Origin of the sequence: Streptomyces tubbatahanensis, assembly GCF_022699385.1 — a bacterium.
Taxonomy (GTDB): Bacteria; Actinomycetota; Actinomycetes; order Streptomycetales; family Streptomycetaceae; genus Streptomyces; species Streptomyces diacarni.
On sequence record NZ_CP093846.1, the window covers coordinates 2,802,960 to 2,829,759 of the forward strand.

25 protein-coding genes and 2 tRNA genes are annotated in these 26,800 nt (G+C 73.8%); 14 read left to right on the forward strand and 13 right to left on the reverse strand.

The window, feature by feature from the left end; genetic code table 11:
* Nucleotides 1-10: 10 nt before the first annotated feature.
* Both orn and MMF93_RS12045 read left to right on the forward strand, forming a co-directional pair.
* The gene (gene orn, locus MMF93_RS12040) at nucleotides 11-616 is read left to right on the forward strand and encodes an oligoribonuclease (protein WP_242751320.1); all 606 of its coding nucleotides are present in this window, start codon (nucleotides 11-13) and stop codon (nucleotides 614-616) included.
* A gap of 134 nt (nucleotides 617-750) precedes the next feature.
* A tRNA-His gene (locus MMF93_RS12045) sits at nucleotides 751-823 on the forward strand.
* 181 nt (nucleotides 824-1,004) lie between these two features.
* Here the strand turns inward: MMF93_RS12045 and MMF93_RS12050 are convergent.
* Complete coding sequence (locus MMF93_RS12050) at nucleotides 1,005-1,226, reverse strand: hypothetical protein (RefSeq protein ID WP_114025071.1); 222 nt, start codon at nucleotides 1,224-1,226, stop codon at nucleotides 1,005-1,007.
* A gap of 137 nt (nucleotides 1,227-1,363) precedes the next feature.
* Here MMF93_RS12050 and MMF93_RS12055 point away from each other — a divergent pair, with 137 nt between their 5' ends.
* The gene (locus MMF93_RS12055; RefSeq protein ID WP_242751321.1) at nucleotides 1,364-1,843 is read left to right on the forward strand and encodes a DUF6233 domain-containing protein; all 480 of its coding nucleotides are present in this window, start codon (nucleotides 1,364-1,366) and stop codon (nucleotides 1,841-1,843) included.
* A gap of 58 nt (nucleotides 1,844-1,901) precedes the next feature.
* Here the strand turns inward: MMF93_RS12055 and MMF93_RS12060 are convergent, their stop codons facing one another.
* From MMF93_RS12060 to MMF93_RS12070, 3 genes are all read right to left on the reverse strand, one after another.
* Complete coding sequence (locus tag MMF93_RS12060; protein WP_242751322.1) at nucleotides 1,902-2,639, reverse strand: M23 family metallopeptidase; 738 nt, start codon at nucleotides 2,637-2,639, stop codon at nucleotides 1,902-1,904.
* Nucleotides 2,640-2,711: 72 nt separating this feature from the next.
* Nucleotides 2,712-3,791 carry a LacI family DNA-binding transcriptional regulator gene (locus MMF93_RS12065; protein WP_242751323.1) on the reverse strand — a complete coding sequence of 360 codons (1,080 nt, stop codon included), beginning with the start codon at nucleotides 3,789-3,791 and terminating at the stop codon, nucleotides 2,712-2,714.
* A 240-nt stretch (nucleotides 3,792-4,031) separates the two neighbouring features.
* Nucleotides 4,032-5,075, reverse strand: coding sequence for a chitinase (locus tag MMF93_RS12070; RefSeq protein ID WP_242751324.1), 1,044 nt, complete (start codon nucleotides 5,073-5,075; stop codon nucleotides 4,032-4,034).
* Between the two features lie 333 nt (nucleotides 5,076-5,408).
* Between MMF93_RS12070 and MMF93_RS12075 the strand changes: the two genes are divergently transcribed.
* Nucleotides 5,409-5,639, forward strand: a complete 231-nt coding sequence (locus MMF93_RS12075) for a chaplin (protein WP_114018089.1) — start codon at nucleotides 5,409-5,411, stop codon at nucleotides 5,637-5,639.
* Between the two features lie 537 nt (nucleotides 5,640-6,176).
* Here the strand turns inward: MMF93_RS12075 and MMF93_RS12080 are convergent.
* Entirely contained in the window at nucleotides 6,177-7,598 is a 1,422-nt protein-coding gene (locus MMF93_RS12080) for a sensor histidine kinase (protein WP_242751325.1), read from the reverse strand.
* The gene (locus MMF93_RS12085; RefSeq protein WP_242751326.1) at nucleotides 7,595-8,395 is read right to left on the reverse strand and encodes a response regulator transcription factor; all 801 of its coding nucleotides are present in this window, start codon (nucleotides 8,393-8,395) and stop codon (nucleotides 7,595-7,597) included. Before MMF93_RS12085 ends, MMF93_RS12080 begins: the two co-directional genes overlap by 4 nt.
* A gap of 44 nt (nucleotides 8,396-8,439) precedes the next feature.
* Here MMF93_RS12085 and MMF93_RS12090 point away from each other — a divergent pair, with 44 nt between their 5' ends.
* Complete coding sequence (locus MMF93_RS12090) at nucleotides 8,440-9,009, forward strand: hypothetical protein (RefSeq protein ID WP_242751327.1); 570 nt, start codon at nucleotides 8,440-8,442, stop codon at nucleotides 9,007-9,009.
* 61 nt (nucleotides 9,010-9,070) lie between these two features.
* Here MMF93_RS12090 and MMF93_RS12095 read toward each other — a convergent pair whose 3' ends face one another.
* Nucleotides 9,071-9,928: a spermidine synthase gene (locus MMF93_RS12095; protein WP_242751328.1), complete on the reverse strand. Its 858-nt coding sequence runs from the start codon at nucleotides 9,926-9,928 to the stop codon at nucleotides 9,071-9,073.
* A 381-nt stretch (nucleotides 9,929-10,309) separates the two neighbouring features.
* On the opposite strand from MMF93_RS12095, the gene MMF93_RS12100 reads away from it, so the two are divergent.
* The gene (locus tag MMF93_RS12100) at nucleotides 10,310-10,735 is read left to right on the forward strand and encodes a hypothetical protein (protein WP_242751329.1); all 426 of its coding nucleotides are present in this window, start codon (nucleotides 10,310-10,312) and stop codon (nucleotides 10,733-10,735) included.
* Between the two features lie 187 nt (nucleotides 10,736-10,922).
* On the opposite strand, the gene MMF93_RS12105 is transcribed toward MMF93_RS12100, so the two are convergent.
* The gene (locus MMF93_RS12105; protein WP_423835404.1) at nucleotides 10,923-11,354 is read right to left on the reverse strand and encodes a hypothetical protein; all 432 of its coding nucleotides are present in this window, start codon (nucleotides 11,352-11,354) and stop codon (nucleotides 10,923-10,925) included.
* Between the two features lie 140 nt (nucleotides 11,355-11,494).
* Between MMF93_RS12105 and MMF93_RS12110 the strand changes: the two genes are divergently transcribed.
* The gene (locus MMF93_RS12110; protein WP_242751330.1) at nucleotides 11,495-12,952 is read left to right on the forward strand and encodes an NsdA family TPR-like regulatory protein; all 1,458 of its coding nucleotides are present in this window, start codon (nucleotides 11,495-11,497) and stop codon (nucleotides 12,950-12,952) included.
* Nucleotides 12,953-13,037: 85 nt separating this feature from the next.
* Here MMF93_RS12110 and MMF93_RS12115 read toward each other — a convergent pair whose 3' ends face one another.
* Nucleotides 13,038-13,631 (reverse strand): histidine phosphatase family protein, encoded by a 594-nt coding sequence (locus MMF93_RS12115; protein WP_242751331.1) that lies wholly within the window; start codon nucleotides 13,629-13,631, stop codon nucleotides 13,038-13,040.
* 277 nt (nucleotides 13,632-13,908) lie between these two features.
* Here MMF93_RS12115 and MMF93_RS12120 point away from each other — a divergent pair, with 277 nt between their 5' ends.
* The 5 genes from MMF93_RS12120 to MMF93_RS12140 all read left to right on the forward strand — a co-directional run bounded on the left by MMF93_RS12120 (nucleotide 13,909) and on the right by MMF93_RS12140 (nucleotide 18,808).
* Nucleotides 13,909-15,165, forward strand: coding sequence for a hypothetical protein (locus tag MMF93_RS12120; protein ID WP_242751332.1), 1,257 nt, complete (start codon nucleotides 13,909-13,911; stop codon nucleotides 15,163-15,165).
* The gene (locus MMF93_RS12125; protein ID WP_242751333.1) at nucleotides 15,165-16,700 is read left to right on the forward strand and encodes a hypothetical protein; all 1,536 of its coding nucleotides are present in this window, start codon (nucleotides 15,165-15,167) and stop codon (nucleotides 16,698-16,700) included. Before MMF93_RS12120 ends, MMF93_RS12125 begins: the two co-directional genes overlap by 1 nt.
* On the forward strand, nucleotides 16,697-18,079 hold the full coding sequence (locus MMF93_RS12130; RefSeq protein WP_242751334.1) for an AAA domain-containing protein: 1,383 nt from the start codon (nucleotides 16,697-16,699) through the stop codon (nucleotides 18,077-18,079). The genes MMF93_RS12125 and MMF93_RS12130 overlap by 4 nt, the downstream gene beginning before the upstream one ends.
* A 132-nt stretch (nucleotides 18,080-18,211) precedes the next feature.
* Nucleotides 18,212-18,616, forward strand: a complete 405-nt coding sequence (locus MMF93_RS12135) for a hypothetical protein (protein ID WP_242751335.1) — start codon at nucleotides 18,212-18,214, stop codon at nucleotides 18,614-18,616.
* Nucleotides 18,617-18,734: 118 nt separating this feature from the next.
* A tRNA-Lys gene (locus MMF93_RS12140) sits at nucleotides 18,735-18,808 on the forward strand.
* Between the two features lie 77 nt (nucleotides 18,809-18,885).
* Here MMF93_RS12140 and MMF93_RS12145 read toward each other — a convergent pair.
* The gene (locus MMF93_RS12145) at nucleotides 18,886-20,076 is read right to left on the reverse strand and encodes a M6 family metalloprotease domain-containing protein (RefSeq protein WP_423835405.1); all 1,191 of its coding nucleotides are present in this window, start codon (nucleotides 20,074-20,076) and stop codon (nucleotides 18,886-18,888) included.
* Nucleotides 20,077-20,536: 460 nt separating this feature from the next.
* On the opposite strand from MMF93_RS12145, the gene MMF93_RS12150 reads away from it, so the two are divergent.
* On the forward strand, nucleotides 20,537-22,354 hold the full coding sequence (locus MMF93_RS12150) for a putative bifunctional diguanylate cyclase/phosphodiesterase (RefSeq protein ID WP_423835406.1): 1,818 nt from the start codon (nucleotides 20,537-20,539) through the stop codon (nucleotides 22,352-22,354).
* Here MMF93_RS12150 and MMF93_RS12155 read toward each other — a convergent pair.
* The 3 genes from MMF93_RS12155 to MMF93_RS12165 all read right to left on the reverse strand — a co-directional run bounded on the left by MMF93_RS12155 (nucleotide 22,333) and on the right by MMF93_RS12165 (nucleotide 25,500).
* Nucleotides 22,333-23,457 (reverse strand): LLM class flavin-dependent oxidoreductase, encoded by a 1,125-nt coding sequence (locus MMF93_RS12155; RefSeq protein ID WP_242751336.1) that lies wholly within the window; start codon nucleotides 23,455-23,457, stop codon nucleotides 22,333-22,335. The two genes, MMF93_RS12150 and MMF93_RS12155, sit on opposite strands and share 22 nt — an antisense overlap.
* Nucleotides 23,458-23,627: 170 nt before the next feature.
* Nucleotides 23,628-24,365: a maleate cis-trans isomerase family protein gene (locus tag MMF93_RS12160; RefSeq protein WP_242751337.1), complete on the reverse strand. Its 738-nt coding sequence runs from the start codon at nucleotides 24,363-24,365 to the stop codon at nucleotides 23,628-23,630.
* A gap of 172 nt (nucleotides 24,366-24,537) precedes the next feature.
* On the reverse strand, nucleotides 24,538-25,500 hold the full coding sequence (locus MMF93_RS12165; protein ID WP_114024500.1) for a maleate cis-trans isomerase family protein: 963 nt from the start codon (nucleotides 25,498-25,500) through the stop codon (nucleotides 24,538-24,540).
* 247 nt (nucleotides 25,501-25,747) lie between these two features.
* Between MMF93_RS12165 and MMF93_RS12170 the strand changes: the two genes are divergently transcribed.
* Complete coding sequence (locus MMF93_RS12170; RefSeq protein ID WP_242751338.1) at nucleotides 25,748-26,758, forward strand: D-2-hydroxyacid dehydrogenase; 1,011 nt, start codon at nucleotides 25,748-25,750, stop codon at nucleotides 26,756-26,758.
* The last annotated feature ends 42 nt before the right edge of the window (nucleotides 26,759-26,800 follow it).

Below are 26,800 nucleotides of genomic sequence, written 5' to 3' on the forward strand. Positions count from 1 at the left end.
TGTGAAGCGCATGAACGATCGCATGGTGTGGATCGACTGCGAGATGACCGGCCTCTCGCTGTCCGATGACGCGCTCATCGAGGTGGCCGCGCTGGTGACCGACTCGGAGCTGAACGTACTCGGGGACGGCGTGGACATCGTGATCCGCCCGCCCGCCTCCGCTCTCGAGACGATGCCGGAGGTGGTGCGCCAGATGCACACCACCTCCGGTCTGCTCGCCGAGCTGGACGGCGGTACGACGCTGGCCGACGCGGAGGCCCAGGTGCTGGCGTATCTGCGCGAGTGGGTTCCGGACGCCGGGAAGGCGCCGCTGTGCGGGAACACCGTCGGCACCGACCGCGGCTTCCTCGCCAGGGACATGCCGGCCCTGGAGAGCCACCTGCACTACCGGATCGTGGACGTCTCCTCGGTCAAGGAGCTGGCCCGCCGCTGGTATCCCCGGGCCTACTACAACAGCCCGGAGAAGAACGGCAACCACCGGGCACTGGCCGACATCCGCGAGTCGATCGCCGAGCTGCGGTACTACCGCGAGGCCGTGTTCGTCCCGCACCCGGGGCCGGACTCGGAGACGGCGAAGAAGATCGCCGCCCAGCACGTGCTGCCCCCGGCGCCCTGACGGGCCGGACGGCCGCACCGACCGCCGGAGGGCCTGTCCCGGCCCCGTCCCGAAACCCGTGCGCGAGCACACGCCCGAACCCTGTACACTCGTAGCGGCCGGTCAGGGAAGATCCTCTCCCCGCACCGGGCGTGGTGGTCGTAGCTCAGGTGGTAGAGCACCTGGTTGTGGTCCAGGATGTCGCGGGTTCAAGTCCCGTCGATCACCCTCTTCGAGCGAGGCCCTCACCGGCAAGTCCGGTGGGGGCCTCGCTCGTTCGCACCATGAGCGTTCACGGGACGTCCCCGGGTACGCAAAACACCGCGTTCCCGGCCTCCCTGCCGGGAGACGGGAACGCGGTGCTGACGGGCGGGCAGAGCTGAGTGTCTGCCGTTACGGGTCGCTCGGCTCAGTCGTTCTGCATCGGGCCGAAGACGAAGACGACCGAGTCGTTCATGATGTGGTCGTCGTCGGAGACGTGGATCTTCTTCCACTCCTTGCTGACCGACTCGTGCACCGAGTTGTACTGGTGCCCCTTCGGCCAGGCGGCAGCGGAACCCGCGCCCGCACCGGCCAGGCCGAGAACGGCGAAGCCGACGGCGACGGAGCGCACGAGCGTACGCATACGCATGGGAACCTCCAAGGGTTGGTTGGACGAAGCACCACGATGGCTGCCGAAGTGTCACTTTTTGGTACAACACGAAAACGTCGTCGCGGATTGAACCCGGACGGCGCAGCCCTCTCCGTATTCGAACTAATATTCGGTACGTGAGTGAGTGGAGTGACAGGGCAGGGCCGTGGGCGCGGGCCCGGATGCCCGACGGACAGGAACTGGACGTCATCGTCACCGGCCGCTCCCGCACCCCCGACGGGCACTGGTGGTACGAGTGCGAGGCCATCCTGCCCAGCCGCTACCAGCACCCCGACGGGCGCGTCGAGCCCGGCAGCGCGCCGACCGCGATCGTCGTCGCGGCCGAGAGCATCACCCCGCTCCCCGGCGAGCGCTACGAGGCGCTGCCGACGGCCGGCGCGGTGGCCGGGCGCCAGTGGGTGGCGGTCCGCGTACGGGGCGTCGGCCAGGAGGGGCCGTGGTGGTGCGTGCACCGCCGCGACTGCTGGCAGGCCAGGGACGGGTGGCTCACGCGGCGGATCACCGCACGGGAGGCGGTGGCGCTGCTGGCCGACGGCGAGGACGCACGGGTGTGCGACGTCTGCCGCCCTGACCGTGCACTGCGCACGGCGCGCTGAGCGTCCCCCTCCGGGTGAGCGCGCACGCGCCGGCGGCGCTTCCCCGCCGCCACCCGCCTCACACCAGGCGGACGCCGTGGCCCGCGAGGTAGCGGACGGGGTCGATGTCACTGCCGTAGCCGCGCGCGGCCCGCACCTCGAAGTGCAGGTGGGGCCCGGTCGACCGGCCCGTGTTGCCGGAGCGGCCCAGCGGGGTGCCGGGGTGGACGGTGTCACCCGCGGCCACGGAGAGGTGCGACAGGTGCGCGAAGAGGGTGTATCTGCCGTCCGTCATGCGGACGGTCACCGCCTTGCCGTAGTCGCCGGACCAGCCCGCGAAGACCACCGTTCCCGGGCCGACGGAGCGCACCCCGGTGCCCTCCGGCACGGCGAGGTCGATGCCCGTGTGGTGGCCCGCCGCCCAGTCTCCCTTCACCCCGTACGCCTGCGAGACCCGCACCCCCTCCAGGGCGATCGGCCGCACCCAGCGCACGGTCCCCGCCGAGCCGCCCGCGTCAGCCGCGTCCGCGCCCGCACCCGTCCCCTGCCCGGAGGCCCCGCCCGGCGAGGAGGCGTCCGGTGGCGGGGGCTCCGCTTTCCGGGGCGCGCCCACGCCGGCGAGGACGGCAGAGGTCCCCGGGGCGGCGGAGACGGCAGAGGTCCCCGAGGGGCCGGCGGCCGGAAGGCCGGGCGCCGCGAGCAGTACGGCAGAGGCCGCGGCGGCGCCGGCCACCGCACGGCGGAAGCGTCCGCCGCGTGCCGTGAGCGGGTGCGCTCCGCCGGGAGCCCGGTCACCGTCGGTCGTCGTACGAGCCATACCTGTGATGCAACGGCCTTCGGCCGGATCCGCGCACCCCAAAGGAGGCCCAAGGAGTGAGCCGGTCCCCCGTCAGGAGGAAGCGCGGGTGACCAGTTCGGTGGGCAGTACGCGGTGGCAGCGGTCGCCCTCCGCCGTGGTGTGCGCGGCGGAGGCGCCGGGCGTTCCCCTGCCGAGGAGGTCCAGCAGGAGGCGGGCCATCTCCCGGCCCATCACGGGCAGGGGCTGCCGCACCGTGGTCAGCGGCGGGTCCATGTGGCGGGAGACGACCGAGTCGTCGAAGCCGACGAGGGCGACGTCGTCCGGTACCGACCTGCCCGCCTCGCGCAGCGCGTGCCGGGCACCCGCGGCCATCACGTCGGACGCGCAGAAGACGGCGTCCAGCGCCGGGGCGCGCTCCAGCAGGAGGCGCATGGCGCGGTGACCGCCTTCCTCGGTGAAGTCACCGCACGCCACGAGGCGTTCGTCCAGCGGGCGGTGTGCCGCGCGCAGCGCCGCGCGGTAGCCGTCCGTGCGGCAGCGCGCGGCGTGGACGCTGCCGGGCCCGGTGATGGTGGCGACGGTGCGGCGGCCCCGGTCGAGCAGATGTGCGACGGCGTTCCGGGCGCCGCCGGTGTTGTCGCAGTCGACGTAGGGCACCGGTTCGGCGGCGCGGCGCCTGCCGCCGAGCACGGTGGGGATCCCGGCGCGGGTGAGCAGGTCGGGCAGCGTGTGGTCGGCGTGCACGGAGACGAGCAGCACCCCGTCGATCCGGTGCGCCGCCGCGTACTGCGCGAAGCGGTCCCGCTCCTTCTGGGAGTCCAGCAGGGTGAGCAGCAGCTGCATGTCGGCGCGGGCGAGCTCCGTGCCGACCGCGCGGACGATGTCGGAGAAGTACGGCTCGGAGAAGAACCGGGACCCGGCCTCGGGGACGACCAGCGCTATGGCGTCCGCACTGCCCGCCGCCAGCGCGCGGGCCACCCGGTTGGGCACGTACCCCAGTTCGGCGACGGCCTCCTCGACCAGGGCACGGGTGCGGTCGCTGACGCGGGGCGAACCGTTGACCACCCGCGAGACGGTGCCGCGTCCCACCCCCGCACGGCGTGCGACCTGCTCCAGGGTCGGCCGGGGCGGTGCGGGCCTGCCGGGTCGCCCGCCACGCGCTGCTGCCATGGTCCCCTCCCCGCGCCGGCCCCGGACCTGGCGAGACCGGGGCGAGGGAGCTCATTCAACTACAACGGCCGCCGAAGGGGCCCGCGCGTGCGCGGACCCCTTCGGCGGCGCGACGGCGCGACGGGGCGCGACGGGTGGGGGGTGGAACCGTCGCGCCCCGCCGGCCGGGCCGGTGCGCCGGGTACGGGCCCTGGACGGGGGCCGCGACCCGTGCCCGGCCGGGCAGGGGCTGCCGTGGGGTCAGCCCGCGAACGCCTCGGTGAAGTCGTAGGGCTGCTGCTCGACGCTGGAGCAGGTGGGGTCAGCCTGGTCCTTGGGGCCGCCGGGGCAGGGCTTGTCGCGGGTGCCGGACCACATGGAGACCCAGCCCATGCCCTTCTCCTGTGCGAACGCCCGCACCTCCTTGGCGTCCTCGGGCTGGAACACCTCCACGTTGACGTCGTTGACGCCGATCATCGGGGTGATGGCCAGCGCCTTCCACGCCTCCGCCTCACCCAGACCGAGCGCCTCGGCGACCTGCTTGTGCGTGGCGGTCGCCGCCTGGGTGGCGTACTCGCCCATGTCACCGTCGTAGGAGGGCCCGTAGTCCATGGCCATGATGTTGACGGCCGACACCTTCACGCCGTTCTCCTCGGCGTTCTTCAGCAGGGCCACGCCGGGCTCCGTCAGCCCCTCGGGCATCACCGGCAGGGTGTAGGAGACGTCCAGGCCCTCGTGGCTCTTCTGCAGCGCGGCGACCGCCTTGGCGCGCCGCTCGTTGGCCTCGGTGTCGGGCAGCGCGGCCCCCTCGATGTCCAGGTCGATCTTCTTCAGGTCGAAGGTGTCGACGACCTTGCCGTACGCCGCGGCGAGCGCGTCCGGCGAGTCGCAGGCCGTGGCGAGCTCGGAGCCGTTGGCGCCGCCGAAGGAGACGCGGACGTCCCCGCCCTTGGCCCGCAGGTCGGATATCTGCGCGGCGACGGGGTTGTCCTCCAGCTCCTGGGAGCCGCCCCACTGGGGGGTGCACTGGCCGCCGCCGCTGGTGACGAAGGCCAGGTTGTACTCCTTGACGCCGGTCTTCTCCGCGCTCTCCAGCAGGTCGTACGAGGGCTGAAGCGAGGTGTCGACGTACGGCGCGAAAGGCGTACCGGCCGCCTCGGACGGGGCCGCGGCCTCCTCGCCCGCCGTGGCGTTGCCCGCGAGCAGGAAGCCGCCTCCCGCGACGAGGGCGGCGGCAGCGGCGCCGCCGGTGAGCAGTGTGGTCGTACGGCGGGTGCGGCGGTGGTGTCCTGCTGAGTGCGTCATGGCGTCGATGCCTCGCTGAGGTGGGGGACGGGAACGGCCAGCACGCTAGCCGCGGTGAATCGGACGAATGCCGTGTTGCGGACTCCGGCCGGCTTCCTTAGGGCGCGCTTAAGGAAACCGAAAGGGCCTCCTCAGGAGCGGCGGCCCACAACAGGCCGCGGGCGGGCTTTCCGCCCCCGGACCGGAACCGCGTTGCTCCGAACGCCGCAGAAAGCACCCCTCCGTGGGGTGACGGGCGGGCGACGGTCGGAAAGTCACAACGACGGCACCGCGCCCGCTGTGCGTGGATGGTGCCCAAGCGCAAGTTGTCTGTCTCCTGAAAGAAGAAACACCATGCTTCGTTCCGTGACCACGGCCGCTTTCGCCGCCGCCCTCGTCCTGGGCGGTGCCTCCGCCGCGGCCGCCGACGCCGGTGCCCAGGGCGGCGCCGCCAACTCCCCGGGTGTCCTCAGCGGGAACGTCGTCCAGGTTCCGGTCAACGTCGGTGCCAACGTCTGCGGCAACTCGATCGACGTCATCGGCCTGCTGAACCCGGCCGCGGGCAACGCCTGCGCCAACAAGTAAGCGCCCCCGACGCCGCCGGGTCCGGCCCGCCCCACGGGCCGGACCCGGCGGCGTTCTCGTGCGCGGATCCATTTCCGCGCACGGATCCCTCTCCGCGCGGCGGCACTTCCGCGCACGGCCGCATTCCGCGCACGGCCGGGTTCCCGGTACGGCGGCATATCCGCGCGCGGCGGCGTTCCCGAGCACGGTGACTCCCCCGGCCACGACCAGGCTCCCGACGCGGCGGCATACCCGGGCACGGTGGCGTCCCCGAACGGTCGCCACGACGGCGGATCCCCACGCGGCAACGTGACCCTGCACCACGACGTTCCCGCCTGCGGCGGGGCGGCCCCGGGCGCCGGACTTCCCCTGCCCGGCGGCGCCCCGTGCGCGGCAGCGCTCGCACGCACCGCGACGCCCCCGCGCGCGGCAGCGCGCCCCCAGCACCGCGACGCTCCTGCCCGCGCGGCAGCGCGCCCCGTGCAGCCGGACGCCCCCGCGAGGGGGGGCAGGCGTCGGGCGTGGCGCTCGGGTGCGCCGCGCCGTCGTGGTGCGTCCTCAGGCCCGGCGCGCGAGTCGAGCGCGCCGGGCCCCGCGGCGGAGGCGGTGGCTGACGCGGTGGGTTCCCGTGCGGGTGGCGGCACCGTCGCGGCGTACGAGCCGCACGCGTACCTCCGTGCCGCCGAGCACCGAGTGGCCCAGCCGCAGGTCGCCGCCGGTGGACTCGGCGACGCGGCGCACGATGTCCAGGCCCAGCCCCGTGGAGCCCGGGCCGCCGTGGCCGTGGCCACGGCGCAGCGCGGCGTCGGGGTCGGTGATGCCGCGGCCCGCGTCCGAGACGAGCAGGATGGCGGCCTCGCTCGTGGGACCGCCGCTGTGCAGGTCGACGGCGAAGGCGGTGCCTTCGGGGGTGTGCCGGAAGACGTTGCCGAGCAGCGCGTCGACGGCCGCGGCCAGTTCGGCGCGGGCGACCGGCACCCGTACCGGATGCTCCACCCCGGCGACCCGCGCCTCACGGCTCTCGTCCTCGGCCAGCGCCGACCAGAAGGCCATCCGCTCGCGGATCACCTCGGCCGCGTCGCAGGTGGCGGAGGGGGCGGCGTGGGGCGCGAGCGCCTTCTGTTCGCGGGCTGTGGCGATGATGGTGTCGACCTCGCCCTCCAACTGTGCGACGGCGGCCCGGGTCTGCTCGGCGGTGTCGCCCTCGCCGAGGGAGGCGGCGTTGAGCCGCAGGACGGTCAGCGGGGTGCGCAGCCGGTGGGAGAGATCGGCGGCCAGTTCCCGCTCGTTGGCGAGGAGTTGGACGACCTGGTCGGCCATGGAGTTGAAGGCGGTGGCGGCGGAGCGCAGCTCGGTCGGCCCTTCTTCGGGCACCCGGACGTCCAGCTGTCCCTCGCCGAGGTCGTGCGCGGCGCCCGCGAGCCGTTCGGCGGGCCGCACCATGCGGGTGCCGAGCCGGTCGGCGACGGCGACCGAGCCGACGATCAGTGCGAGGCCGACCCCGGCGAGCACCATCCAGGAGGTGGCGACGCCGTGGGTGACCTCGTCGTCGGGTACGAAGACCTCGACGACGGCGATGCCGCCCGTCACGGCGGTGGGCCGCAGGAGCGTGTAGCCGCCGTCGACCTCGACGGTGGTGGCGCGGCCGAGGCGGCGCGCCGCCGCGAGCCGCGCGCGGGGTGCCCGGCTGTGGCCGACGCGTACGGGACCGCTCTTGGCGCCGCCTTTCCCCACTTCGGCGGGTACGTGGACGGCGACGCGTCCCTCGGCGCCGGCCTGGGTGATGGCGACGGCGCGCTGGAGCTGGCGGCGGTCGCGGGTGATGGCCAGGGCGGGGCCGATGGCGGAGGCCTGGCGTTCGGCGCCGGCGAAGGCCCGGTCTCTGGCGGTCTCCTTGACGACGAGGGCGAGCGGGACGGCGAAGGCCACCACCACCATCGCGGTCACGGCGAGGCAGACCTTCACCAGGGCCCATCTCACGCGGGCCCACCCGAACCGGGCGGCGGAGCCGGAGGCTGAGTGGCGGGCGGTGGGGCCGCGGGGTCCGTGGGGCCCGTGGCGGGCGGCGGGACCGCGGGGTCCGTGGCGGGCGGCTCCAGCTTGACGCCGACCCCGCGCAGAGTGTGCAGGTAGCGCGGTTTGGCGGCCGTCTCCCCCAACTTCCGCCGCAGCCATGACAAGTGGACGTCGATGGTCTGGTCGTCCCCGTAACTGAGCTGCCACACCTCGGCCAGCAGTTCCTTGCGCGCGACCACGACACCGGGGCGGCGCGCCAGGAAGGCCAGCAGGTCGAACTCGCGGCGGGTCAGGTCGAGCGGCACGCCCTCCAGCTGTGCCATACGGCGCAGCGGGTCGATGGCGAGCCCGCCCACCCTGATCACGGCGTCCCGGCCGCCGTCGCCGCCTGGGGCGGAGGTGCGCGTGCGGCGCAGCACCGCCGCCATCCGGGCCGACAGGTGGGCGACGGAGAACGGTTTGACCAGGTAGTCGTCGGCGCCCGCGTTCAGCAGCCGGACGATCTCGGCCTCGTCGTCCCGCGCCGTGGCGATGATCACCGGGACGTCGGTGACGCCGCGCAGCATCTTCAGCGCCTCGGCGCCGTCGAGGTCGGGCAGCCCGAGGTCGAGGACGACCACGTCGAAACCGACCTGCGCCACCTCGCGCAGGGCCTCCAGCGCCGTGCCCACGCTGCGGACCGTGTGGGCGGCCTCGGTCAGGTGCCGGATGAGGGCGGAGCGCACGAACTGGTCGTCCTCGACCACGAGCACACTTGCCATGGGCGGAACCGTACGGCATCCGGGAGCCCCCTAGGGTGACGGGGATGCAGCGCACCGGACGACTGACCAGACCGCGCGGGACGCACGCCCTCGCGTGGACGCTCGCCACCGGCGCCGCCACGACCCTCTCCTGGTTCGGCGTGCACACGGTGCTGGACGACACCTCATATGAACCGCCGCGCGCGCTGCCCGTCTCCGACGGCCCCGAGGCGGGCGGCTCGGGCGCGGGCGCCGCGCCCCGTGCCTCCTCGACCCACCGCCCCAGGCCGCACCCGCCTTCCGCTTCGCCCTCGCCCTCGCCGTCCGGGAAGCCGCACCGCACACCGCGGCGGACCCCGTCGACGAAGCCCCGGACCACCTCGGCGGATCCCGGGCGGGGCCGGGGCGGCACCGGGCAGGTCGAGGGCGCGACCGTACGCGGCGGCAGGGCCGTCTTCGACATGGGCGCCGACTCCGCCACGCTGGTCTCGGCGACGCCCGATCCCGGCTGGGAGATGAAGGTGTGGCACAACCAGGGCTACATCAGGGTGACGTTCACCTCGGGCGCCACGTCCTCGTCGGTCTTCTGCCGCTGGGACGACGCCCGTCCGCGCATCGAGACGTTCGACGGCTGAGCGGCGGGCGTGCTCTTGGAGGAGCGCGGCCCTGACGGGCCGGGCGTGCCCTTCGGAGGTCTCAGCCGAACGTGCCCTCGGGCGGTGGCGGAGACGCCTTCGCCGTGGCGTCGGTGACGGGGCGCGCCCCTCCGGTGAAGGCGTCCAGCGCACGGCCCGCCTCCACCCGCCCCGGGTGCGGGTCGCCCGCCGTGCGCCGGGTCAACTCGGCGAAGGGGAGCGGCTCATCGGCTGCCAGCAGCACGGTGTTGCCGAACCGGCGTCCGCGCAGCACCGCCGGGTCGGCCAGCACGCACCGCAGGTCGAAGGCGGCGGCGCAGGTCGCGATCTGGGCGCGCAGATGGGCCAGCGGCGCGCCGTCGGCGATGTTCGCCGCGTACCAGCCGCCGGGCCGCAGCACGCGCCGCACCTCGTGGAGGAACTCGGCGCTGGTGAGGTGGGCGGGGGTGCGGGCGCCGCTGAAGACGTCCGCGATGACGAGGTCGGCCCGTCCGGGCGGCAGCTTGGCCAGCCCCTCGCGTGCGTCGCCGCCGCGTACCCGGATCCGCCACTCCTTCGCCAGGGGCAGGTGGGAGCGCACCAGCCGGGTCAGCGCCAAGTCCGCCTCGATCACCTGCTGGGTGGAGCGGGGTCGGGTGGCGGCCAGGTAGCGGGCCAGCGTGAGGGCGCCGCCGCCCAGGTGCAGTGCGTGCACGGGCCGTCCCGGCGGGGCGAGGAGGTCGACGACGTGGCCGAGCCTGCGCTGGTACTCGAAGGCGAGGTGGGTGGGGTCGTCGAGGTCGACGTGCGACTGGGGTGCGTCGTCCAGCAGCAGGGACCAGGCGCGGGGGCGGTCCAGGTCGGGCACCAGCGAGGCGGTGCCGCCGTCGACCTGAGCGGTGACGGCGTCCCGTCCCCGTCGTCTCTCGCCGCGCGCCATGCCCCCAGTATCCGCCATGGGCCGTACCGCTCTCCGCCCCACCCGCCCGCCCGACACGGTGGCGCCTCCTGTGCCGCCGGATTTCGGGCCGTGTGATTTCTGTGGCGTAAACGACGTCCTTCGCCCCACGCGCAATGCCGTGGATCCATGGCCAGGCCTTTCACCCACATGCGTGATTCCCCGGGTGAACCCACGGAGGTGGCGAACCGTTTCTCCTGGCGCACAGCAAGCGACGGCGGCACCGCACCGACCAGCACAAATATCATATTAAGAGCGAGGAATTATTGATTCCCCATTCTTCCGCGTCGATTCTTTTCCTGTCACTCGAAACCGAGTGAACGGCCATACCGGCCGCGCGACACAAAGAAATGGAACACGCGAATGACGGTTCGTAATTCACTGGCTGTCCTGGGGACGAGCGCGCTGCTGGCGCTCGGATTCGGCGGGGCGATGGCCCCCACCGCGGCTGCGGCCCCGCCGGCCGCTCCGCAGACCGCGCAGGTGGCGGCGGACGCCCACTTCACGGCCAAGGACTCCCGCTCGGGCCGCACCACGAAGGGTGTCGCGCACAAGTCGGGCCGCTACGGCGCCGCCGCCCCGTCGAAGGCCGCGTCGCTGCGCTGCTGGAACGCCGGAATCTCGGGGCGGTACTTCGCCATCTCCTGCTCGGGCAACGCCTACCGCGTGTTCGTCGACTGCTCGAACCGGGTCAGGTACGTCACCCCGGTACTCTCCGGATCCAAGCGCGTGACCATGGCCTGCCCGGGCGGCACCCGCGCGCTGCGGGGCGGAGCCTACGGCCGCTGACGCCCCGCACGCTCGGCTGAGGGCTCCGCGCGGTCCACCGGGACCCGGCAACGGAGACGGTGACAGGACGGCGCCCTCAGCACCCCACCGCTCGGCCCGCCTTTTCCACACACGTGTTTTCGACTTCTTCTGTTTTTTGTTTTCCCGGCTTTTCGCATTTCGGCGACACCGCGCCGCGAGCCACGGGTCAGACCCGGCTCGCGGCCTCGATCGTGCGGGCGGCCTCGCCCAGCGCCGCCCGCAGCTCCGCGGGCTCGGTCGCGTGCGCGTACGCCACGGAGGGCGGCACCAGCCATCCGGTGCCGGCCACGGGCGGTTCACCCGCGGCGCTCGCCACGGCGCGGGCCTCGCGCACGTACGTCTGCGTACAGGCGCTGCCCGGCAGGTCCCAGCAGTCCGCCGTCCCCGGCGGGACGAGGAAACCGAGGGTGTCCCCTGAGCGGTCGTGCAGCACGGGTCCGACCCCGTCCCTGAGCCGGAGGATGTCCGCCGCCTCCAGCCCGTGCCGCGCGGGCACGGTCACCAGGTCGCAGGGTTCGGGTACCGGTCCGGCGCCGATAGCGCGGCTGCCTTCGCCACTGTCCGACAACTCAGACCCCTCCTCGCGGTCGCTGTGCATGGTCCAACGGCTTTTTTCGTCAACGGCTACGGCGGCGAACCAGCGCATTGGATGGCACTTCATGGCAGAAGCAGGGTGAGATATCCCGTTTGTAGCCAAACCCTCGGTGTCGGACCCGTCACAGCCGGTACGTTTCCGCCATGGCGTCGTCACCCTCAACGTCACCCCGACCGCAGCACACTCCCAACACCGCGTTCAGGGCGCTGAGGGGGCACCTCTCCCCCGGAGAGTTCGCGGCGAACGTGCGCCGTTCTGCACGTGAGATCGGTGAACAGGTCTCGTGCGACGCGCGGTACATCGGCCGCGTCGAGTCGGGCGAGATCAGGTGCCCCAACTACGCCTACGAGCGGGTGTTCCTGCACATGTTCCCCGGCACTTCGCTGGCGGACATGGGCTTCGCACCCCGGGAGTCCGTACGCGGTCGCGCGGCGCGCGCTCGCGGGGCGCACAACGCGCAAGAAGCGCCCCGTCTGTCCACCGCGCGCTGCGCCGATCTCACCCACGGTCAACTCCCGCTGCACACCGACCATCCCGACAGCCCCGGTCTCATCGCATTCCCCAACTGTCCCGAGTACGACGAGGAGAGCGACGTGCTACGTCGCGCTTTCATGACGGGCGGACCCGCCGCCCTCGCCGCCGCCTCCCTCGGCGGCGGCGCGCCCCACGCCTGGTCCGCGGACCGCCCCGCCCCCGCCGCGTACGCGGGGGAAACCGAGGCGGGCGCCGTCGAAGAGGCCGTACGGCACATCCGGCTGCTGGACGACCGGCACGGCGGCGCCGGGCTCTACCACCGCGCCGCGGGCCCCCTGCGTACCGCCTACGACCTGCTGGACGCGGGCACCCGCAGCCAGGCGGTCGCCGACCGGCTGCACGCGGGCGCGGGCGAACTCGCCCTCTCCGTCGGCTGGCTGGCCCACGACTCGGGCCGCTACGCCGACGCCCGCTCCCACTACGCCGAGGCGCTGGCCACCGCACGCGTCGCCGCCGACCCGGCCCTGGAGGCGCACGCCTTCTGCAACACGGCCTTCCTCGCCCGGGACGCGGGCCGCCCCCGCGAGGCGGTACGCGCCGCGCAGGCGGGCCAGCAGGCGGCCAAGGCCCTGGGCTCCCCCCACCTGCTGTCGCTGCTCGCGCTGCGCGAGGCCGGCGGCTGGGCGGGCCTCGGCGACACCTCAGGGTGCCGGCAGGCGCTCGCACGGGCCCAACGTCTGTTCGCACGGGGCGTGCGCGACGGCGACCCGGAGTGGATGAGCTTCTTCGGCGAGGCGGAACTGGAGGGCCTGGAGGCGCAGTGCTGGTCGGCCCTGGGGATGTGGGACCGGGCGGCGGACCACGCCCAGCAGGCCGTACGCCTGCAGAAGCCCCACTTCACCCGCAACCGCGCGCTGTTCACCGCGGAGCTGGCCGGCGATCTGGCGGCGCGCGGCGAGGTGGAGGAGGCGGCGGCCGCCGGAGCGCGGGCGCTGGACTTCCTCGGGCCCGTCCAGTCCACCAGGATCAGCGCGATGCTCCAGGCGGCGGCCGACCGGCTGCGCGCCTTCCGCGCCGAGCCGGCCGTCGCGGACTTCCTCAGCCGCCAGGCGGCGGCGACGGCCTGACCGGCGTCCGGGGCGGGACGGGGCTGGAACTGGGGCCGGGGCCCGGGGGGGTCCGGGGGACCCGAGGGGCCCCGGGAACCAGGGGTCAGTCGAGGTGGCCCGTGTCGTTCCAGCGCTCGACGGCGGGGGCGCCGTAGGCCCAGCCGAGGATCGACAGGGAGGCGGGGTCCAGCTTGAGACGGGCCGCGAAGGACGGGTCGTAACCCAGCCAGCGGGCGCCCAGGACGCGCAGGATGTGGCCGTGCGCGAAGACCAGCACGTCGCGGTCGGCCGAACGGGCCCAGTCGACCACCTCGTCGGCGCGCTCGCCCACCTCGGCCAGGGTCTCGCCACCGGTGACGCCGTCCCGCCAGATGAACCAGTCCTCGCCCGCGCGCTCGCGGATCTGCTCGGGGGTGAGGCCCTCGTAGTCGCCGTAGTCCCACTCCATCAGCGCGTCCCAGCCGCGGGCGCCGTCGAAGCCGGCCAGCGCGCAGGTCTCGGCGGCCCGGGAGAGCGGGCTGGTGCGCACCTCGACCCCGGGCAGCCCGTTCCAGGGAGCGCGGTGCAGCCGCTCGCCGAGCAGCTTGGCCATGCGGCGGCCCTCGTCCAGCAGCGGCATGTCCGTCCTGCCGGTGTGCTGCCCGGTCATCGACCACTCGGTCTGACCGTGCCGGACGAGGAGGATGCGCGCTGCCATGGGGACCTCTCGGACGTGACGTGCTGGATCGTCCGGCCGCCCGGGAAGCGGATGCGGGCCCGGGTGCCCGGAAGGCGGCTGGCCGGGTGCCCGGAAACCGCTTCCTCCATCTTCGCGCAGCGTCCCGCCAGGGCGCCCGGCGGGGCGGGGCGCGAGGGGGTGACGGGGCGGCGAGGCAAAGGGGCGGATCGGTCCTGTCCGGTGGGTGCGGGGTGCGTTGTCGGCGGCGGGTGGGAGACTTCGCCGGGTACCGCACCCTCCCCCGAGGCCACAGCCGATGACACCCTCTTCGCTACCGAAGCAGACCCCGCCGTCCGGCACGCCCGAGCCGTCCGGCGCGTCCGGCACGCCCGAGCCGTCCGCACCGGGCGCGCCGCAGGCCCCGGCACCGGCGGGTGCCTCCCCGCGGCGGCTCGCCGCGTTGCGCGGCGGTCCCGACGTGCCGCACAAGCACCTCGACGCGCGGGCGCTGGCCGCCCTCGCCGCGAATCCGGGCTGCCGCCGCCGGGCGCTGCTGGACGGCGCGGGGGTCGACAAGGGAGCGGTGGCGCAGGCGCTGGGCTCCCCCGCGCCCTTCGGCCAGTCCCAGTTCGCGCTGGTGCGCGGCAACGCGTTCGAGGCGCGGGTGAAGGCGGACGGCGGGCAGGTGCTGCTCGCGCTGTTGTGCGAGCAGGTGGGCGAGGCCCGCCCGGAGCCCGAGCAGGTCGTCGTGCCCGACGTGACCGCCGACGGCCCCGCGGGGCGCGCAGAGCGCACCAGGCTGGCGCTGGCCGAGGTGCCGGAAGGCAGCTGGGGCCTGCTCGACCATCCCTGGCTGTCCCTGCGGGTGGCGGGCTCGACCGCCTACCTGGAGCCGGACGCGCTGGCCGTCCATCCGGACGGCTCCCTCAGCATCATCGAGATCAAGTCGTTCCCGATCCTGGACGGCGCGGCCGACACGGTGAAGGCGGGCGCCGCCGCGCGCCAGGCGGCGGTGTACGCGCTGGCGCTGGAGGGGCAGCCACGGGCGGTGCGGGAGAGCGCCCTGCTGGTGTGTCCGAAGGACTTCTCCAACCTGCCCGCGGCCGGGCTGCTCCCGCTGCGCAAGCAGATCGCCGCGACCCGGCGCCAGCTGCGGCGGCTGACCCGGCTGGAGAAGATCGCCGCCGAGCTGCCCGAGGGCGTCCACTTCGCGCCGACCCAGGAGCCCGAGGAGCTGGCCGCCGCGGTGGAGTCGGTTCCCGCGACGTACGCACCGGAATGCCTCTCGACGTGCGAGCTGGCCTTCCACTGCCGCCAGCGGGCGCGCGCCGCGGGCTCGGTGGTCGCGCTGGGCCGCTCGGTGCGGGGCGAGCTGGGCGGCCTGGCCACGGTGCCCGACGTCCTGGCCGCCGCCTCGGGAGACCCGGGCAGCGCCGCCGCACAGGACCCGGCCGCCGCCCTGCTGCGCAGGGCCGCGGCGCTGCGCGCCCAGGCGCTCCAGGACGCGGCGGAGCACGGGCCCGCGCGGGAGTCGTCTCAGGCTCCCGCCGTGCGGGACGCGGAGGTGGGCTGATGTCGCTGCTGAACGCGCTGGCGCGCATGGAGGCCGTCGCCTGCGGGCGGGCCCGGCCGGTGGCGACCGTCCGCCACCGGCATCTTGCCGAGCGCCCGCTCGTCCTCGTCCCGCTGACGACGGCCGGTGAGAACGGCGCACCGCTGGGCGTCATGCTGGGGACCGAGCGCTCGACACCGACAATCCTCACCGTCGCTCAGCCGCGCGACCGCGAGCTGCGGTTCGTGTTCCTGGACCGGCTGGCCGAGGCGGTGCTGCCGCACCTGGAGTCGTGCCAGGACGAGGTGGAGCTCGTCGAGCGCAAGGAGACCGATCCCGAGTCGGGCAAGCGGGTCACGGTCGAGGCCGAGCTGTGCACCGACGCGCCGCAGCTGCTGGTGCCCACCGGTCCCGGTGTGGACTTCGTGCGGCTGCTGGGGCGCTCGACGCGGTTCCGGCGGACCGCCGAGGAGGACCCGGAGTCCGCGCACCCGGCACCGCCCCGGCTGCCGCTGCTGGGCCGCTGGCTGAGCCACTACGGCGAGCGCGCCAGGGTGCCGGGCTCCTCGCTGCTGCTGCCTGTGACGGGGCTGCTGACCCGGCACTGGGCGACGGGCCAGAGCCAGTTGGAGGACCAGCACCTGGGGGCGCTGCTGGCGTGGCTGGCGCCGCCTGACGGGGCGAGCGGGGCCGAGGCGGCGCTCCGCGCGGAGCTGGGCCGTGACGGGCGGGGCCAGCTGCTGGTGCCGCCCGCCGGGCCCGCCACCGACCCGGCGTTCGACAACGAGCTGCTGGCTCCGGCGCTCACCCGCTACGACCGGGGCGTGCCCGGTGCAGAGGAGGAGGTGCACGAGCTGGTGGCGACGCAGCTGCGCCCCACCTGGGAGGCCGTGTGGGAGGGCGTCGGGATGCTGCGCACGCTGCCCGAGGCCGCGCACGTGCCCGACAGGTGGCGGCGCGACCGGCAGTCCTACACCCACCACAGGGACCGGCTGCGGGCCGCCGAGCCGCCCCAGCCGCGCAAGGACGACGCGGTCACCGCCGCCCGCAAGCTGGCCATGCGCGAGCAGCGCCAGGCCGAGCTGGAGGCGCAGGAGGCGCTGGACGATCCGCTGGTGATGGCCGTACGGCGGCTGGCGGGCGAGGCGTTCTCGGCGGAGGTGCTGGAGGTGGAGATGGCCTACTCGGAAGGCAAGCGTCCCTCGCCCCGCCCCCTGGTGACGGTGCACACCCAGGACGCGCCCCTGCTGAGCGACGGGGACAAGCTGCACCGCAGGCTGCCCGAGGGCGGGCAGCAGCGGGCCGAGCTGGTGGAGATGGCGGGGCCGGGCGAGCTGGTGCTGCGGCTGGTGAACGGGATGGGGCGGGCGAAGGAGCCCGCGCCGGGCACCGTGCCGCGCAAGGGCGATCTGGTGTGCTGGACGCTGTTCGAGCACGCGCCGCGCGGCGGGCCCGGGCTGCCGGAGCCCGAGGAGACCCCCTGGACCCACGGCGGCCCGCCCGGTGAGCGGGGCGCGGAGCGGCCCGACCCGGTGACCTCGGAGGATGTGCTGTGACGACGCTCGTGGAGCAGCCCGGGGCCGCCGCGTCCCCGGCTCAGGCCGCCGCGGCGGCCACCGAGGCGATCCTGGCCGCGGCCGTGGACGGCGCGCACCGTGGCGTGGTGGTGAACTCGCCACCCGGCGCCGGCAAGTCGACCCTCGTGGTGCGCGCGGCGCGCGAGCTGGCCGCCGCAGGACACCCGCTCATGGTCATCGCGCAGACGAACGCGCAGGTGGACGACCTGGTCGACCGGCTGGCGACGGCCGATGCCGAACTGCCGGTCGGACGGCTGCACAGCAGCGAGCCGAAGCCGTACGACCCGGTGCTGGACCGCCATCCCTCGGTGCGCACCTCCGCGAAACCCGCCGACCTCGCCGGGCTGGACGTGGTCGTCTCCACGGCGGCGAAGTGGGCGTGGGTGAGCAGCGAGGAGCGGTGGCGGCACGCCATCGTGGACGAGGCGTACCAGATGCGCTCGGACGCGCTGCTGGCCGTGGCCGGGCTCTTCGAGCGGGCCCTGTTCGTGGGGGACCCCGGGCAGCTGGACCCCTTCAGCCAGGTGGGTGCCGAGCAGTGGGCGGGCCAGGCGCACGACCCGTCGGCGAGCGCCGTGGGCACCCTGCTGGCGCACAATCCCGGGCTGCCCCAGCACCGGCTGCCGGTCTCCTGGCGGCTGCCGCACTCGGCGGCCGCGCTGGTCTCCGAGGCGTTCTACCCGTACACGCCGTTCCGCAGCGGTACGGGGCCCGGTGACCGCAGGCTCGCCTTCGGCGCGCCCGCGGACGGATCGCCCTGGGACGCGGTGCTGGACGAGGCGGCGGACGCGGGCTGGGGTCTCCTGGAGCTGCCCGCGGCGCGCACACCCCGCACCGACCCGGAGGCCGTGGCGGCGGTGGCCCGCCTGGTGCACCGGATGCTGGAGCGGGAGGGGCGTACGCACGGTGAGCGGGACGGGAGCGACGGCGGCGGCGCGGTCCTGGGCCCCGAGCGGATCGCCGTGGGCACGGCACACCGCGACCAGGCGGCGGCGGTCCGCGCGGCCCTGGCCGGGTACGCGTCGGCCGAGGGTGACGGGCGCGCCGCCCGGGTCACCGTGGATACGGCCAACCGGTTGCAGGGCCGCGAGTTCGACGTCACGGTCGTCCTGCACCCGCTGTCGGGGCGGCCGGACGCGACCGAGTTCCACCTGGAGACCGGGCGGCTGTGTGTGCTGGCCTCCCGGCACCGGCACGCGTGCGTGGTGGTGTGCCGCGCGGGCGTCGCCGAGCTGCTGGACGACCATCCGGCGACCGAGCCGGTCCAGCTGGGCCCCGCCTCCTGGGCGCCGGACGGCTGGGAGGCCCACCAGGCGGTGCTCTCCCAGCTGGCCGAGCACCGGGTCCCGCTCGCCTGATGTCCCCGGGCCCCGGGACGTCCCGGGCCCGGGGCCTCGCTGCCGGGTCGGGGCGGCTTGTCCTGGACCCGTGCGGGGGCGGGGGTGCCGGGCGCACAATGGGGGGCGGCCCACGACCTTGGAGGTATGTACATGTCTGAGCCGCACTCGGCTCCGGACCCTTCGCGCTCCTCCGCCGGGGGGAGCGGCGGCGGCCCGCAGTACCGCCGCCCCGCGCCCCTGCTGTTCGAGCCGGCCGATGCGGCCCCTGACGACGAGCACTTCTTCGGCCTGGAGTCGCTGACCGACCCCACGGAGCTGCTGGACCGCTCGACGGAGCTGGTGCACGCGTTCCGGGCGGCCGCCGACCGCGCCCAGGAGTACCAGGCCTCGGCCGCGGCGCAGCTCGCCGACCCGCAGCGGTTCGACAAGCTGCCCGACGCCGCCATCGCGGACCGCGGCGGGTGGACCGAGGAGTACGCGCGCAAGATGATCGAGTTCGGCCACGACCTGCTCAGGAACCGGGTGCCCGGCACGCAGCCGCCGCCGCAGGGCTGAGCCGCCGGTCCGGGCCGCGTGCACCGCCGGGCGCGACGGTGCAGGTGGGGAGGGTTCCGCCGGAATTATCGATTTCCGGTTCACCGGATCGGGGTGTTAAGGTCTACGACGTCAGCAGGCGCCGCTAGCTCAGTTGGTTAGAGCAGCTGACTCTTAATCAGCGGGTCCGGGGTTCGAGTCCCTGGCGGCGCACAGACAGCCGAAGGCCCTCCGCGCAGGCGGGGGGCCTTCGTCGTGCGCGCGGACCCGGCACCCGTTACGGGCCGCGCTCAGCCGCGGACGACGCGGATCTCCCAGTCGCCGTCCGCCGTGCGCCCGGTGACCTCGACGCGGACGGCCTCGCCGGGGTCCGACCAGCTCTCCCCCACCCCCAGGGTGGCGTCGGCGAGTGTGCTGTGCACGGAGGTCTGGCGGCAGGCGGAGGTGCCGGGGTGTCCGTCGACCACCTCGATCGGGCCGTGCGTGGAGGGGGTGTCGCTGCGGACCCGGTAGAGGAGCAGGCCCTGGGTACAGGTGTCGCTGTCGTTGCCGGTGCGTTCGCGGACCTCCATGGCCAGGGCGCGGTTCTCGCCGGTGCGCAGGACGACGAGCCGGACGCCGTCGGGCCCCTTGGCGCGCCGGGAGGGTGCCGCCAGCGCCCGCAGGGTGTAGCGGGCCTGCGGAGGTGCCCCGCCGGTGACGGGGACGCATCTGACATTGGCTCGTTCCAGCCAGCCGAGCTTCCACTTGTGCCAGCCGAAGGGCTCGGGCGCCAGTCCGAACTGGCTGCCCATCAGGTCCCAGTCCCCGACGCGGGTGTCCCAGTCGGCCTTGCCGTCGGCGGGGCGCTGGTAGAGGTCGGGCAGGTCGAAGAGGTGACCGGTCTCGTGGGCGAGGACGTGGCGGTCGGGCGGACTCTGTTCGAACACCGTGACGAGACGGTTCAGCTCGGTTCCGTCTGCGGTGATCGGCTCATCGAGATTGACCACTTTTGTCGCATCGGAGTCCACACCGGGGGCGTCGGGGTCGGCGATGAGGTAGACGACGTCGTAGCGGGCCAGGTCGACGTGTGGATCGACGGCCCCCACAGCGTCGTGCAGATAGGAAAGACGCAGGTCAGCGTCCCAGTCGCGCTGGATGCCGTAGAACGAGGCCGGCTTGGGCATCTCGATCCACCGGTTCACCGGACGCGGCCGCAACCGGAATTTTCCGTAACTCGCCCGCGAGAAGAAGTCGGATGTGGCCGGGAAATGGTCGTTCACAAGCTCTCGAGGGGTGGCCATAGGGGTCGCATCGGGGAAAGAGAGAAAGAGAAGGGCGGCATCGAGCGTCCCTTCGGGGCGCGGATAGGAGGCGTTCCAGGTGTCCAACCCCAACGAGTGGTGCGCTTCGGTGCGCGGCAGAGCGCACGGCATGCCCGCCGCAACGGATCGCACGGGCCCGGCGAAGAGCCCCACCCCCATGAAGGCGGTCAGCGCCATGACGATCGCTCCCACCCGGTGCCGCGTGCCGGGACCCAGCCGTCCGGGCCCGCGTACCGGACGGCCGCGGGCCGAGCTGTCAACACCCCCGGGTACCGACGCAGGCGCCACGTGGAGACCTCACCGGAAAAGGAACGGCGGACCCTCCCCACCCTCCCGTCGTATGTCCGGCTCTGCCCTGTTTCGGTAGTCCAGTCGAGTCAACCGCAGTATGACTACTCTTCGTAACGATCGGTCGTGAGCGGTCAGGGGACTGGCAGCACTGGCGCCGAAACGGTCAGCCTCGCGCGCACACCCCTCCCCGGCCGCTCCCGTGACCGGCAACGGCAGCGGAGACACTGGCTCCGCTCTTGCACCAACCTCTATGATCGGCACATTTCCAGCGCGGATCCTCCCCTGGGCGGCCTACGGGCAGCCGGCCGACCGATCCGCACGAGACGAGCCCCCCGCGGAGCGATCGGTGAACGGACCCCTCGAAGGACCGGGAAAAGACTCCGGCGAAGCCCTCGTAACGCAACCCCAGACCATCACGGAAAGTAGCCACAAGCGCTGGCGACGGCGCGCACACCACGGGCACAGCGAGAGCGACTTCCGGGCCGCCTTCCACGCGGCGCAGCTGCCGATGGCCATCGTCGACCCGCACGGCCGCGTACTGACGGCCAACCGCGCGCTGGGCACCCTGCTCGGCGCCGACCCGCAGCGGCTGACCGGGCGCCCCCTCGCCGAGCTGGCGGGCCTCGGCCTGGACGGGCGGGTGCGCGGCGCCTACCACGAGGCGCTCCAGGGGCGCGCCGACCGCATGTCGTGCACGCGCAGGCTCAAGCACGCCGACGGCCACACCCTCTGGGCGGAGATCACCGTGACGCCCACCGTGCACGGCGGCGAGGCCCTGCTCTCGATCGCGGACATCAGCGAGCGCCGCGACCTGCAGGAGCGGCTGCGCCACCTCCAGATGCACGACCCGGTCACCAGGCTGCCCAACCGCACCCTCTTCTTCGAACGGCTGGCCGGAGCACTGGCCGACTCGGCGACCGGCAGAACCGGCCTGTGCTACCTCGACCTGGACGGCTTCAAGGCCGTCAACGACACCCTCGGGCACCGGGTGGGGGACAGCCTGCTGGACGCGGTGGCGCAGCGGCTCACCCAGTGCGCCGAGTCCCGCGGCGGCGACGACGGCGGACACCTGGTGGCACGGCTCGGCGGTGACGAGTTCGCGCTGCTCGTCGAGTCGTCCACCGGGACCGAGCAGGTGACCGCGCTCGCCCAGTCGGTGCTCGCCGCGCTCCAGCGCCCCTTCGACCTGGCCGGACAGCGCCTCGCGGTCTCCGCCAGCATCGGCGTCGTCGAACGCGAGACGGCCGGCACCACCCCGACCGAACTGATGCAGGCGGCCGACACCACGCTGTACTGGGCCAAGGCCGACGGCAAGGCGCGCTGGACCCTCTTCGACCCCGAGCGCAACGCGCACCGCATGACCCGCCAGGCCCTCTCCTCCACGCTGCGCCGCGCCGTGGAACGCGGCGAGTTCGTGCTGGAGTACCAGCCCATCGTCGGCTTCTGCGACGACGTGCTGCGCGGCGTCGAGGCCCTCGTGCGCTGGCGGCACCCGCGGTTCGGCATGCTGGGCCCCGACCGCTTCATCGGGCTGGCCGAGGAGAACGGCGCCATCGTGCCGCTCGGCCGGTGGGTGCTCCAGGAGTCCTGCCGCCAGGCACGGCGCTGGATGCTCGACCACCCCGGGCCGCCGCCGTACGTGAGCGTCAACGTGGCGGTGCGCCAGGTGTGGGACTCGGACCTGGTACGGGACGTCGCCGAGATCCTCCAGGAGACCGGGCTGCCCGCTCACCTGCTCCAGCTGGAGCTGACCGAGTCGGCGGTGATGGGCTCGGCCGGACGCCCTCTCCAGGCGCTCCAGGCGCTCTCGGAGATGGGCGTCCACATCGCCATCGACGACTTCGGTACCGGCTACTCCAACCTGGCCTACCTCAGCCGCCTGCCGGTGCGCGCCCTCAAGCTGGACGGCATGTTCGTCCGCGGCTTCCGCACCGCCCGGCACCAGAACCCGGCGGACGAGACGATCGTGACGGCCCTGGTGCAGCTGGCGCACAAGCTGGGCCTGACCGTCACCGCCGAGTGCGTGGAGGGTCCCGCGCAGGCCGAGCGGCTGCGCAGGATCGGCTGCGACACCGGCCAGGGCTGGCACTACGCCAAGCCGATGGAGGCCGACCGGATCGCCGAGCTGCTGGCGTGGTCGGCTCAGGCGGCGGGCAGCGCGTAGGCGTCGGCGATCAGCTCCAGGGAGCGGACCCGCGCCTCGGGCGCGTGCGCGTTCGCGGTGAGCATCAGCTCGTCGGCGCCGGTCCGCTTCACCAGCGCGTCCAGCCCCTCGCGCACGGCGTCGGCCGTGCCGTAGGTGACGTTGCCCAGCCAGCTGTCGACGAAGTCCCGCTCCACGGGGCTGAACGGGTGAGCCTCCGCCTCCTCGGGGGTGGGGATCAGACCGGGGCGCCCGGTGCGCAGCCGCACCATCGACAGCGCCCCCGTCAGCACCTGGCGGTAGGCCTCCTTCTCGTCGTCGGCCGCCAGCGCCGCCGCACCGATCAGCGCGTACGGCTCGTCCAGCACGGCGGAGGGCCGGAAGGTCTCGCGGTACAGGTCCAGCGCCGGCAGCGTGTTGGCGGCCGAGAAGTGGTGCGCGAACGCGAACGGCAGCCCGAGCTGCCCGGCCAGCTGCGCGCTGAACCCGGAGGAGCCCAGCAGCCAGACCGGCGGCCGGTGCGCGGACGCGCGCGCCTCGGCGCCCTGGGCCTGCACGGGCCCGGGTACGGCGTGGATGCGGGCGTAGCGGTGCCCCCCGGGGAAGTCGTCGTCCAGGAAGCGGATCAGCTCGGCGAGCTGCTGCGGAAAGTCCTCGGCGCCCTCACGCAGCCGCTCGGTGCGGCGCAGCGCGGCGGCTGTGGCCCCGTCGGTGCCCGGCGCACGGCCCAGACCCAGGTCGATCCGGCCCGGGGCCAGCGCCTCCAGCGTGCCGAACTGCTCGGCGATGACCAGCGGCGCGTGGTTGGGCAGCATCACCCCGCCGGAGCCCAGGCGCACGCGGCTCGTGTGCGAGGCCAGGTGGGCCAGGATGACGGCAGGCGAGGAGCTGGCCACGCCCGGCATCGAGTGGTGCTCGGCGATCCAGTAGCGGGTGAAGCCGCGGGCGTCGGCCAGCGCCGCCTGCCGGGTCGAGGCCGCCAGCGCGTCGCTCGCCGTGTAGCCCTCACCCACGTTGACCAGGTCGAGAACGGAGAGGGGCACGGGGGCCGAACCCCGCGCCTCACCCCGGATCCCGGCTCCCCGGTGCCCACTGCCCTGTGCGTCCTCGCCTGACCGGCTCACGGTGGCTCGCCTTCCTCGCGCGTACGGAAACGTGGTCCCACCCGCCCGCACGGGGTACAGGTGTGCGACTCACGCACCGGTACAACACGCCGACAGGCGGCTCTCTTCCCGGCCCGCCCGCCAGGACCGGCGGCCCTGGCGGACGGGGGCACCCCTCAGGGCACCGTCGGTCAGGCGAAGAGGGCGCCCAGTGCCGGGCAGCGCGCCTTGACGTCCAGCAGGCGCAGGCCCTCCTTGGCCGTCACCTGGTTGGCCGTCAGCACGGGCTTGCCCAGCTCGGCCTCCAGCGCCGGGATGTAGGCCGCCGTGTGCAGGGCGGTGTCCGGCAGCAGCACCGCCTCGGCCTCCGGATGGTCGCCGCCCCTGGCCAGGGCCAGCACCTCCTCCTCGCCCCAGGTGCCCACCTCGGCCGCGGTGATGATGCCGCTGCCGCGCATGGCCACGACCTCCGCGCCGGCCGCCCGCAGGAAGCCCCGGAACAGGTCGGCCACGTCCTCCGGGTAGGTCGCCGCGATACTGACCCGTTCGAGGGCGAGATCGCGGACGGCGTGGGCGAAGGCGAAGGAGGTGCTGGAGGCCGGCAGCGACGCCGTCTCCCCCAGCTCCCGCACCTGCTCGTGCGCGCCGTCCCAGCCGAAGACGAAGCTCGCGCTGGTGCACGCCCACACCACCGCCTGGATGCCGTGCCCCTTGGCCTCCTGCACCTTCGCGGCGAGCCGGGCGGCCGAGCCCATCTCCAGCAGGGCGTCCACCCGGTGCGCGTCCTCGCCGATGTCGGTGTGCACCAGCGGCAGCCGCACCTCGGTGCCCGCCTCGGCGAGGATCCGCTCCAGCCTCGGATAGTCGTCCTCGGCCGAATAGCCGGGGTAGAGGAATCCGACCGCCGGGGCCGATGCCGCCTGTGCCATCTACGCCTCCTGTGAGAGCTCGCAGCTGTCGCCGCTGTGGTGTGGGTGCTGGGGGTGACTCCCCGGGCACTGTCGGGCCCGGGTCTCGTCCGGGCCCGGGTCTCGTCCGGGCCCGGGTCTCGTCCGGGCCCGGGTCTCGTCGGACCACGGGCCCCGTGAGGCCCGCATCCGGTCAGGCCGGAGGCTGGGCGCCGCCGCCCCACTCGTCCGGGTGAAGGGGCTGGCCGTACCCGAGGTCGGCGGGCCCCTCCAGGGGCTCGGCCGGTTCGGTGCCGGCGCCCGCGAGCGCCGCCTCCGGCTCGTGCTCCACCGGCGCCTCCTCCGGCTCCACCAGGCCGTCCGTCTCGTGCGCGAACGGCTGGGTGGCGATCGAGGACGTCATGGCGGCGGGGCCGCGCCGGGCGACCGGGTCGAGCAGCGCCTGGTAGGGACCGACCGCCTCCTTGCCGACGGCGCGCAGCGCCGCCCACATGGTGACCTGGTTGGCGGACAGGACCGGCATCCGCAGCTCCGCCTCCAGCTGCGGGATCACGTCGTACGTGGGCAGGTTGGTGCAGGAAATGAACAGCGCGTCCGGTGCGTCCACCACCGCCTCCCGCGCCATGTCGACCACGTCCCGGTACGGCACCCGCCAGATGTGCCGGGTCAGGCCCAGGTAGCAGCGGCCGCTGATGCCGATGCCGGCCTCGTCCAGGTAGTCCTCCAGCGAGTCGGTCACCGACTTGGTGTAGGGGGTGACCAGGGCGATCCGCCGGGCGTCGATCTCCCGCAGCGCCTCCAGCAGGGCGCCCGAGGTGGTGAGCGAGGGGATCTCGCCGGCGTCGGCCATGGCCGAGGTCATGGCCCGCTCACCGGCCGTGCCCCCCACGAAACTCCCGGACGTACAGGCGTAGGCCACCACTTCGGGGGCCACGGCGCTGAGCGCCCGTACCGCCTCACGGAGTGTCTCGTGCTCGCTGACCAGGCGAGCGAGGTCCAGGCTGACCTCGACGGGGACGAACGGAGTGCGGGTCAGATGCAGGGACACGTCGTCCGGCACCCAGCGCCAGAGTTCGCGGTCCAGTGCGAAGTCGAAGGGAGCGACGATTCCCACGCCGCGCTGCGGCAGCGGTCCGCCGAGGAAGGAGACGTCCATTTTTGGGCCCCAAAAGAACGGAGGGGAATGGCTCATGGCCAGAAGGCCCCTGAGTCAAGGGAAGTCAAGGAACCACAAGAACTGCAAAGCCGGTCAGAAGCCGGGACGCCGGGGCAGATGTCTTTGTTGACGAAGGTAGTTTCCGCTCCCTACCGTGGTCAATCCCGCCATCAGAGGCTGGTTCCCGTCCCTCGTCGGCTCACACCTTCAGCCAACCATCCCTGCGTTTCGAAACGGTTTCCTGCCTATGTCCGAAACCTGCGTTCTTGTCCTCGATGCCGAGCCGCTGCCGCGCCTCGACCGACTGGCGGGGCGCGCACGTGTCGTCCACGCCGACGAGAAGACGCTCGCCGAGCAACTTCCCGCCGCCGACGTCCTGTTGGTCTGGGACTTCCTGTCCGACGCGGTCCGCCACGCGTGGCCGGGCGACGGCCCGCGGCCACGCTGGGTACACACCCCCAGCGCCGGAGTGGACCGGTTGCTTCCGGAACTGGCCGACGCGCGCGACACCGTCATCACGAATGCCAGAGGCGTCTTCGACCGGCCGATTGCCGAATACGTCCTGGGCCTCGTACTAGCCATGGCCAAGGATTTCCGTGGCACTTGGGAATTGCAACGACAGAGGCGTTGGCGGCACCGGGAGACATTCCGCGTCGGCGGAAGTCGCGCGACGGTCGTCGGTTCGGGGCCGATCGGCCGGGAAATCGGCCGCGCACTCCTGGCACTCGGTGTCAAAGTAGACCTCGTCGGCCGGACCGCACGGGACACCGACCCCGAATTCGGGCGCGTCCACGCCACCGCCTCCCTCCCCCACCTCGTGGCCGACTCCGACTGGGTCGTGTGCGTGGCACCACTGACCCCGGAGTCCGCGGGCATGTTCGACGCCGCGATGTTTGCGCGCATGAAGCCAGAAGCGCACTTCGTGAACGTCGGCAGGGGTCAGCACGTCGTCGAGGACGACCTGGTCGACGCCCTCCTGGAGCACCGGATCAGCGGAGCGGCCCTGGACGTGTTCGCGGAGGAACCCCTCCCCGCCGACAGCAGGCTGTGGGACGTCCCCGGGCTCCTCATCTCCCCCCACATGTGCGGCGACACCCTCGGCTGGCGCGACGACCTGGCCGAACAGTTCCTGGACAACTACGACCGCTGGGAGCAGGGCCAACCGCTGCACAACGTCGTCGACAAGCGCCTCGGCTACGTCCCCACGGCCCCCGCGGCCGCCGCTGCGCCTGCCGGACCGGCAGCACCGCAGCCCTGAGCCCCTGCGGGCGCCCCGCCAGGACCCCTCCACGGGCCCGGC

Excerpts from the sequence above, each read along its gene's own strand:
- orn (WP_242751320.1), top strand. The coding sequence starts at position 11 with ATGAACGATCGCATGGTGTGGATCGACTGCGAGATGACCGGCCTCTCG.
- MMF93_RS12050 (WP_114025071.1), bottom strand. The coding sequence starts at position 1,226 with ATGCGTATGCGTACGCTCGTGCGCTCCGTCGCCGTCGGCTTCGCCGTT.
- MMF93_RS12060 (WP_242751322.1), bottom strand. The coding sequence starts at position 2,639 with ATGGCTCGTACGACGACCGACGGTGACCGGGCTCCCGGCGGAGCGCAC.
- MMF93_RS12065 (WP_242751323.1), bottom strand. The coding sequence starts at position 3,791 with ATGGCAGCAGCGCGTGGCGGGCGACCCGGCAGGCCCGCACCGCCCCGG.
- MMF93_RS12070 (WP_242751324.1), bottom strand. The coding sequence starts at position 5,075 with ATGACGCACTCAGCAGGACACCACCGCCGCACCCGCCGTACGACCACA.
- MMF93_RS12075 (WP_114018089.1), top strand. The coding sequence starts at position 5,409 with ATGCTTCGTTCCGTGACCACGGCCGCTTTCGCCGCCGCCCTCGTCCTG.
- MMF93_RS12085 (WP_242751326.1), bottom strand. The coding sequence starts at position 8,395 with ATGGCAAGTGTGCTCGTGGTCGAGGACGACCAGTTCGTGCGCTCCGCC.
- MMF93_RS12090 (WP_242751327.1), top strand. The coding sequence starts at position 8,440 with ATGCAGCGCACCGGACGACTGACCAGACCGCGCGGGACGCACGCCCTC.
- MMF93_RS12095 (WP_242751328.1), bottom strand. The coding sequence starts at position 9,928 with ATGGCGCGCGGCGAGAGACGACGGGGACGGGACGCCGTCACCGCTCAG.
- MMF93_RS12100 (WP_242751329.1), top strand. The coding sequence starts at position 10,310 with ATGACGGTTCGTAATTCACTGGCTGTCCTGGGGACGAGCGCGCTGCTG.
- MMF93_RS12105 (WP_423835404.1), bottom strand. The coding sequence starts at position 11,354 with ATGCACAGCGACCGCGAGGAGGGGTCTGAGTTGTCGGACAGTGGCGAA.
- MMF93_RS12110 (WP_242751330.1), top strand. The coding sequence starts at position 11,495 with ATGGCGTCGTCACCCTCAACGTCACCCCGACCGCAGCACACTCCCAAC.
- MMF93_RS12115 (WP_242751331.1), bottom strand. The coding sequence starts at position 13,631 with ATGGCAGCGCGCATCCTCCTCGTCCGGCACGGTCAGACCGAGTGGTCG.
- MMF93_RS12120 (WP_242751332.1), top strand. The coding sequence starts at position 13,909 with ATGACACCCTCTTCGCTACCGAAGCAGACCCCGCCGTCCGGCACGCCC.
- MMF93_RS12125 (WP_242751333.1), top strand. The coding sequence starts at position 15,165 with ATGTCGCTGCTGAACGCGCTGGCGCGCATGGAGGCCGTCGCCTGCGGG.
- MMF93_RS12135 (WP_242751335.1), top strand. The coding sequence starts at position 18,212 with ATGTCTGAGCCGCACTCGGCTCCGGACCCTTCGCGCTCCTCCGCCGGG.
- MMF93_RS12145 (WP_423835405.1), bottom strand. The coding sequence starts at position 20,076 with ATGGCGCTGACCGCCTTCATGGGGGTGGGGCTCTTCGCCGGGCCCGTG.
- MMF93_RS12160 (WP_242751337.1), bottom strand. The coding sequence starts at position 24,365 with ATGGCACAGGCGGCATCGGCCCCGGCGGTCGGATTCCTCTACCCCGGC.
- MMF93_RS12165 (WP_114024500.1), bottom strand. The coding sequence starts at position 25,500 with ATGGACGTCTCCTTCCTCGGCGGACCGCTGCCGCAGCGCGGCGTGGGA.
- MMF93_RS12170 (WP_242751338.1), top strand. The coding sequence starts at position 25,748 with ATGTCCGAAACCTGCGTTCTTGTCCTCGATGCCGAGCCGCTGCCGCGC.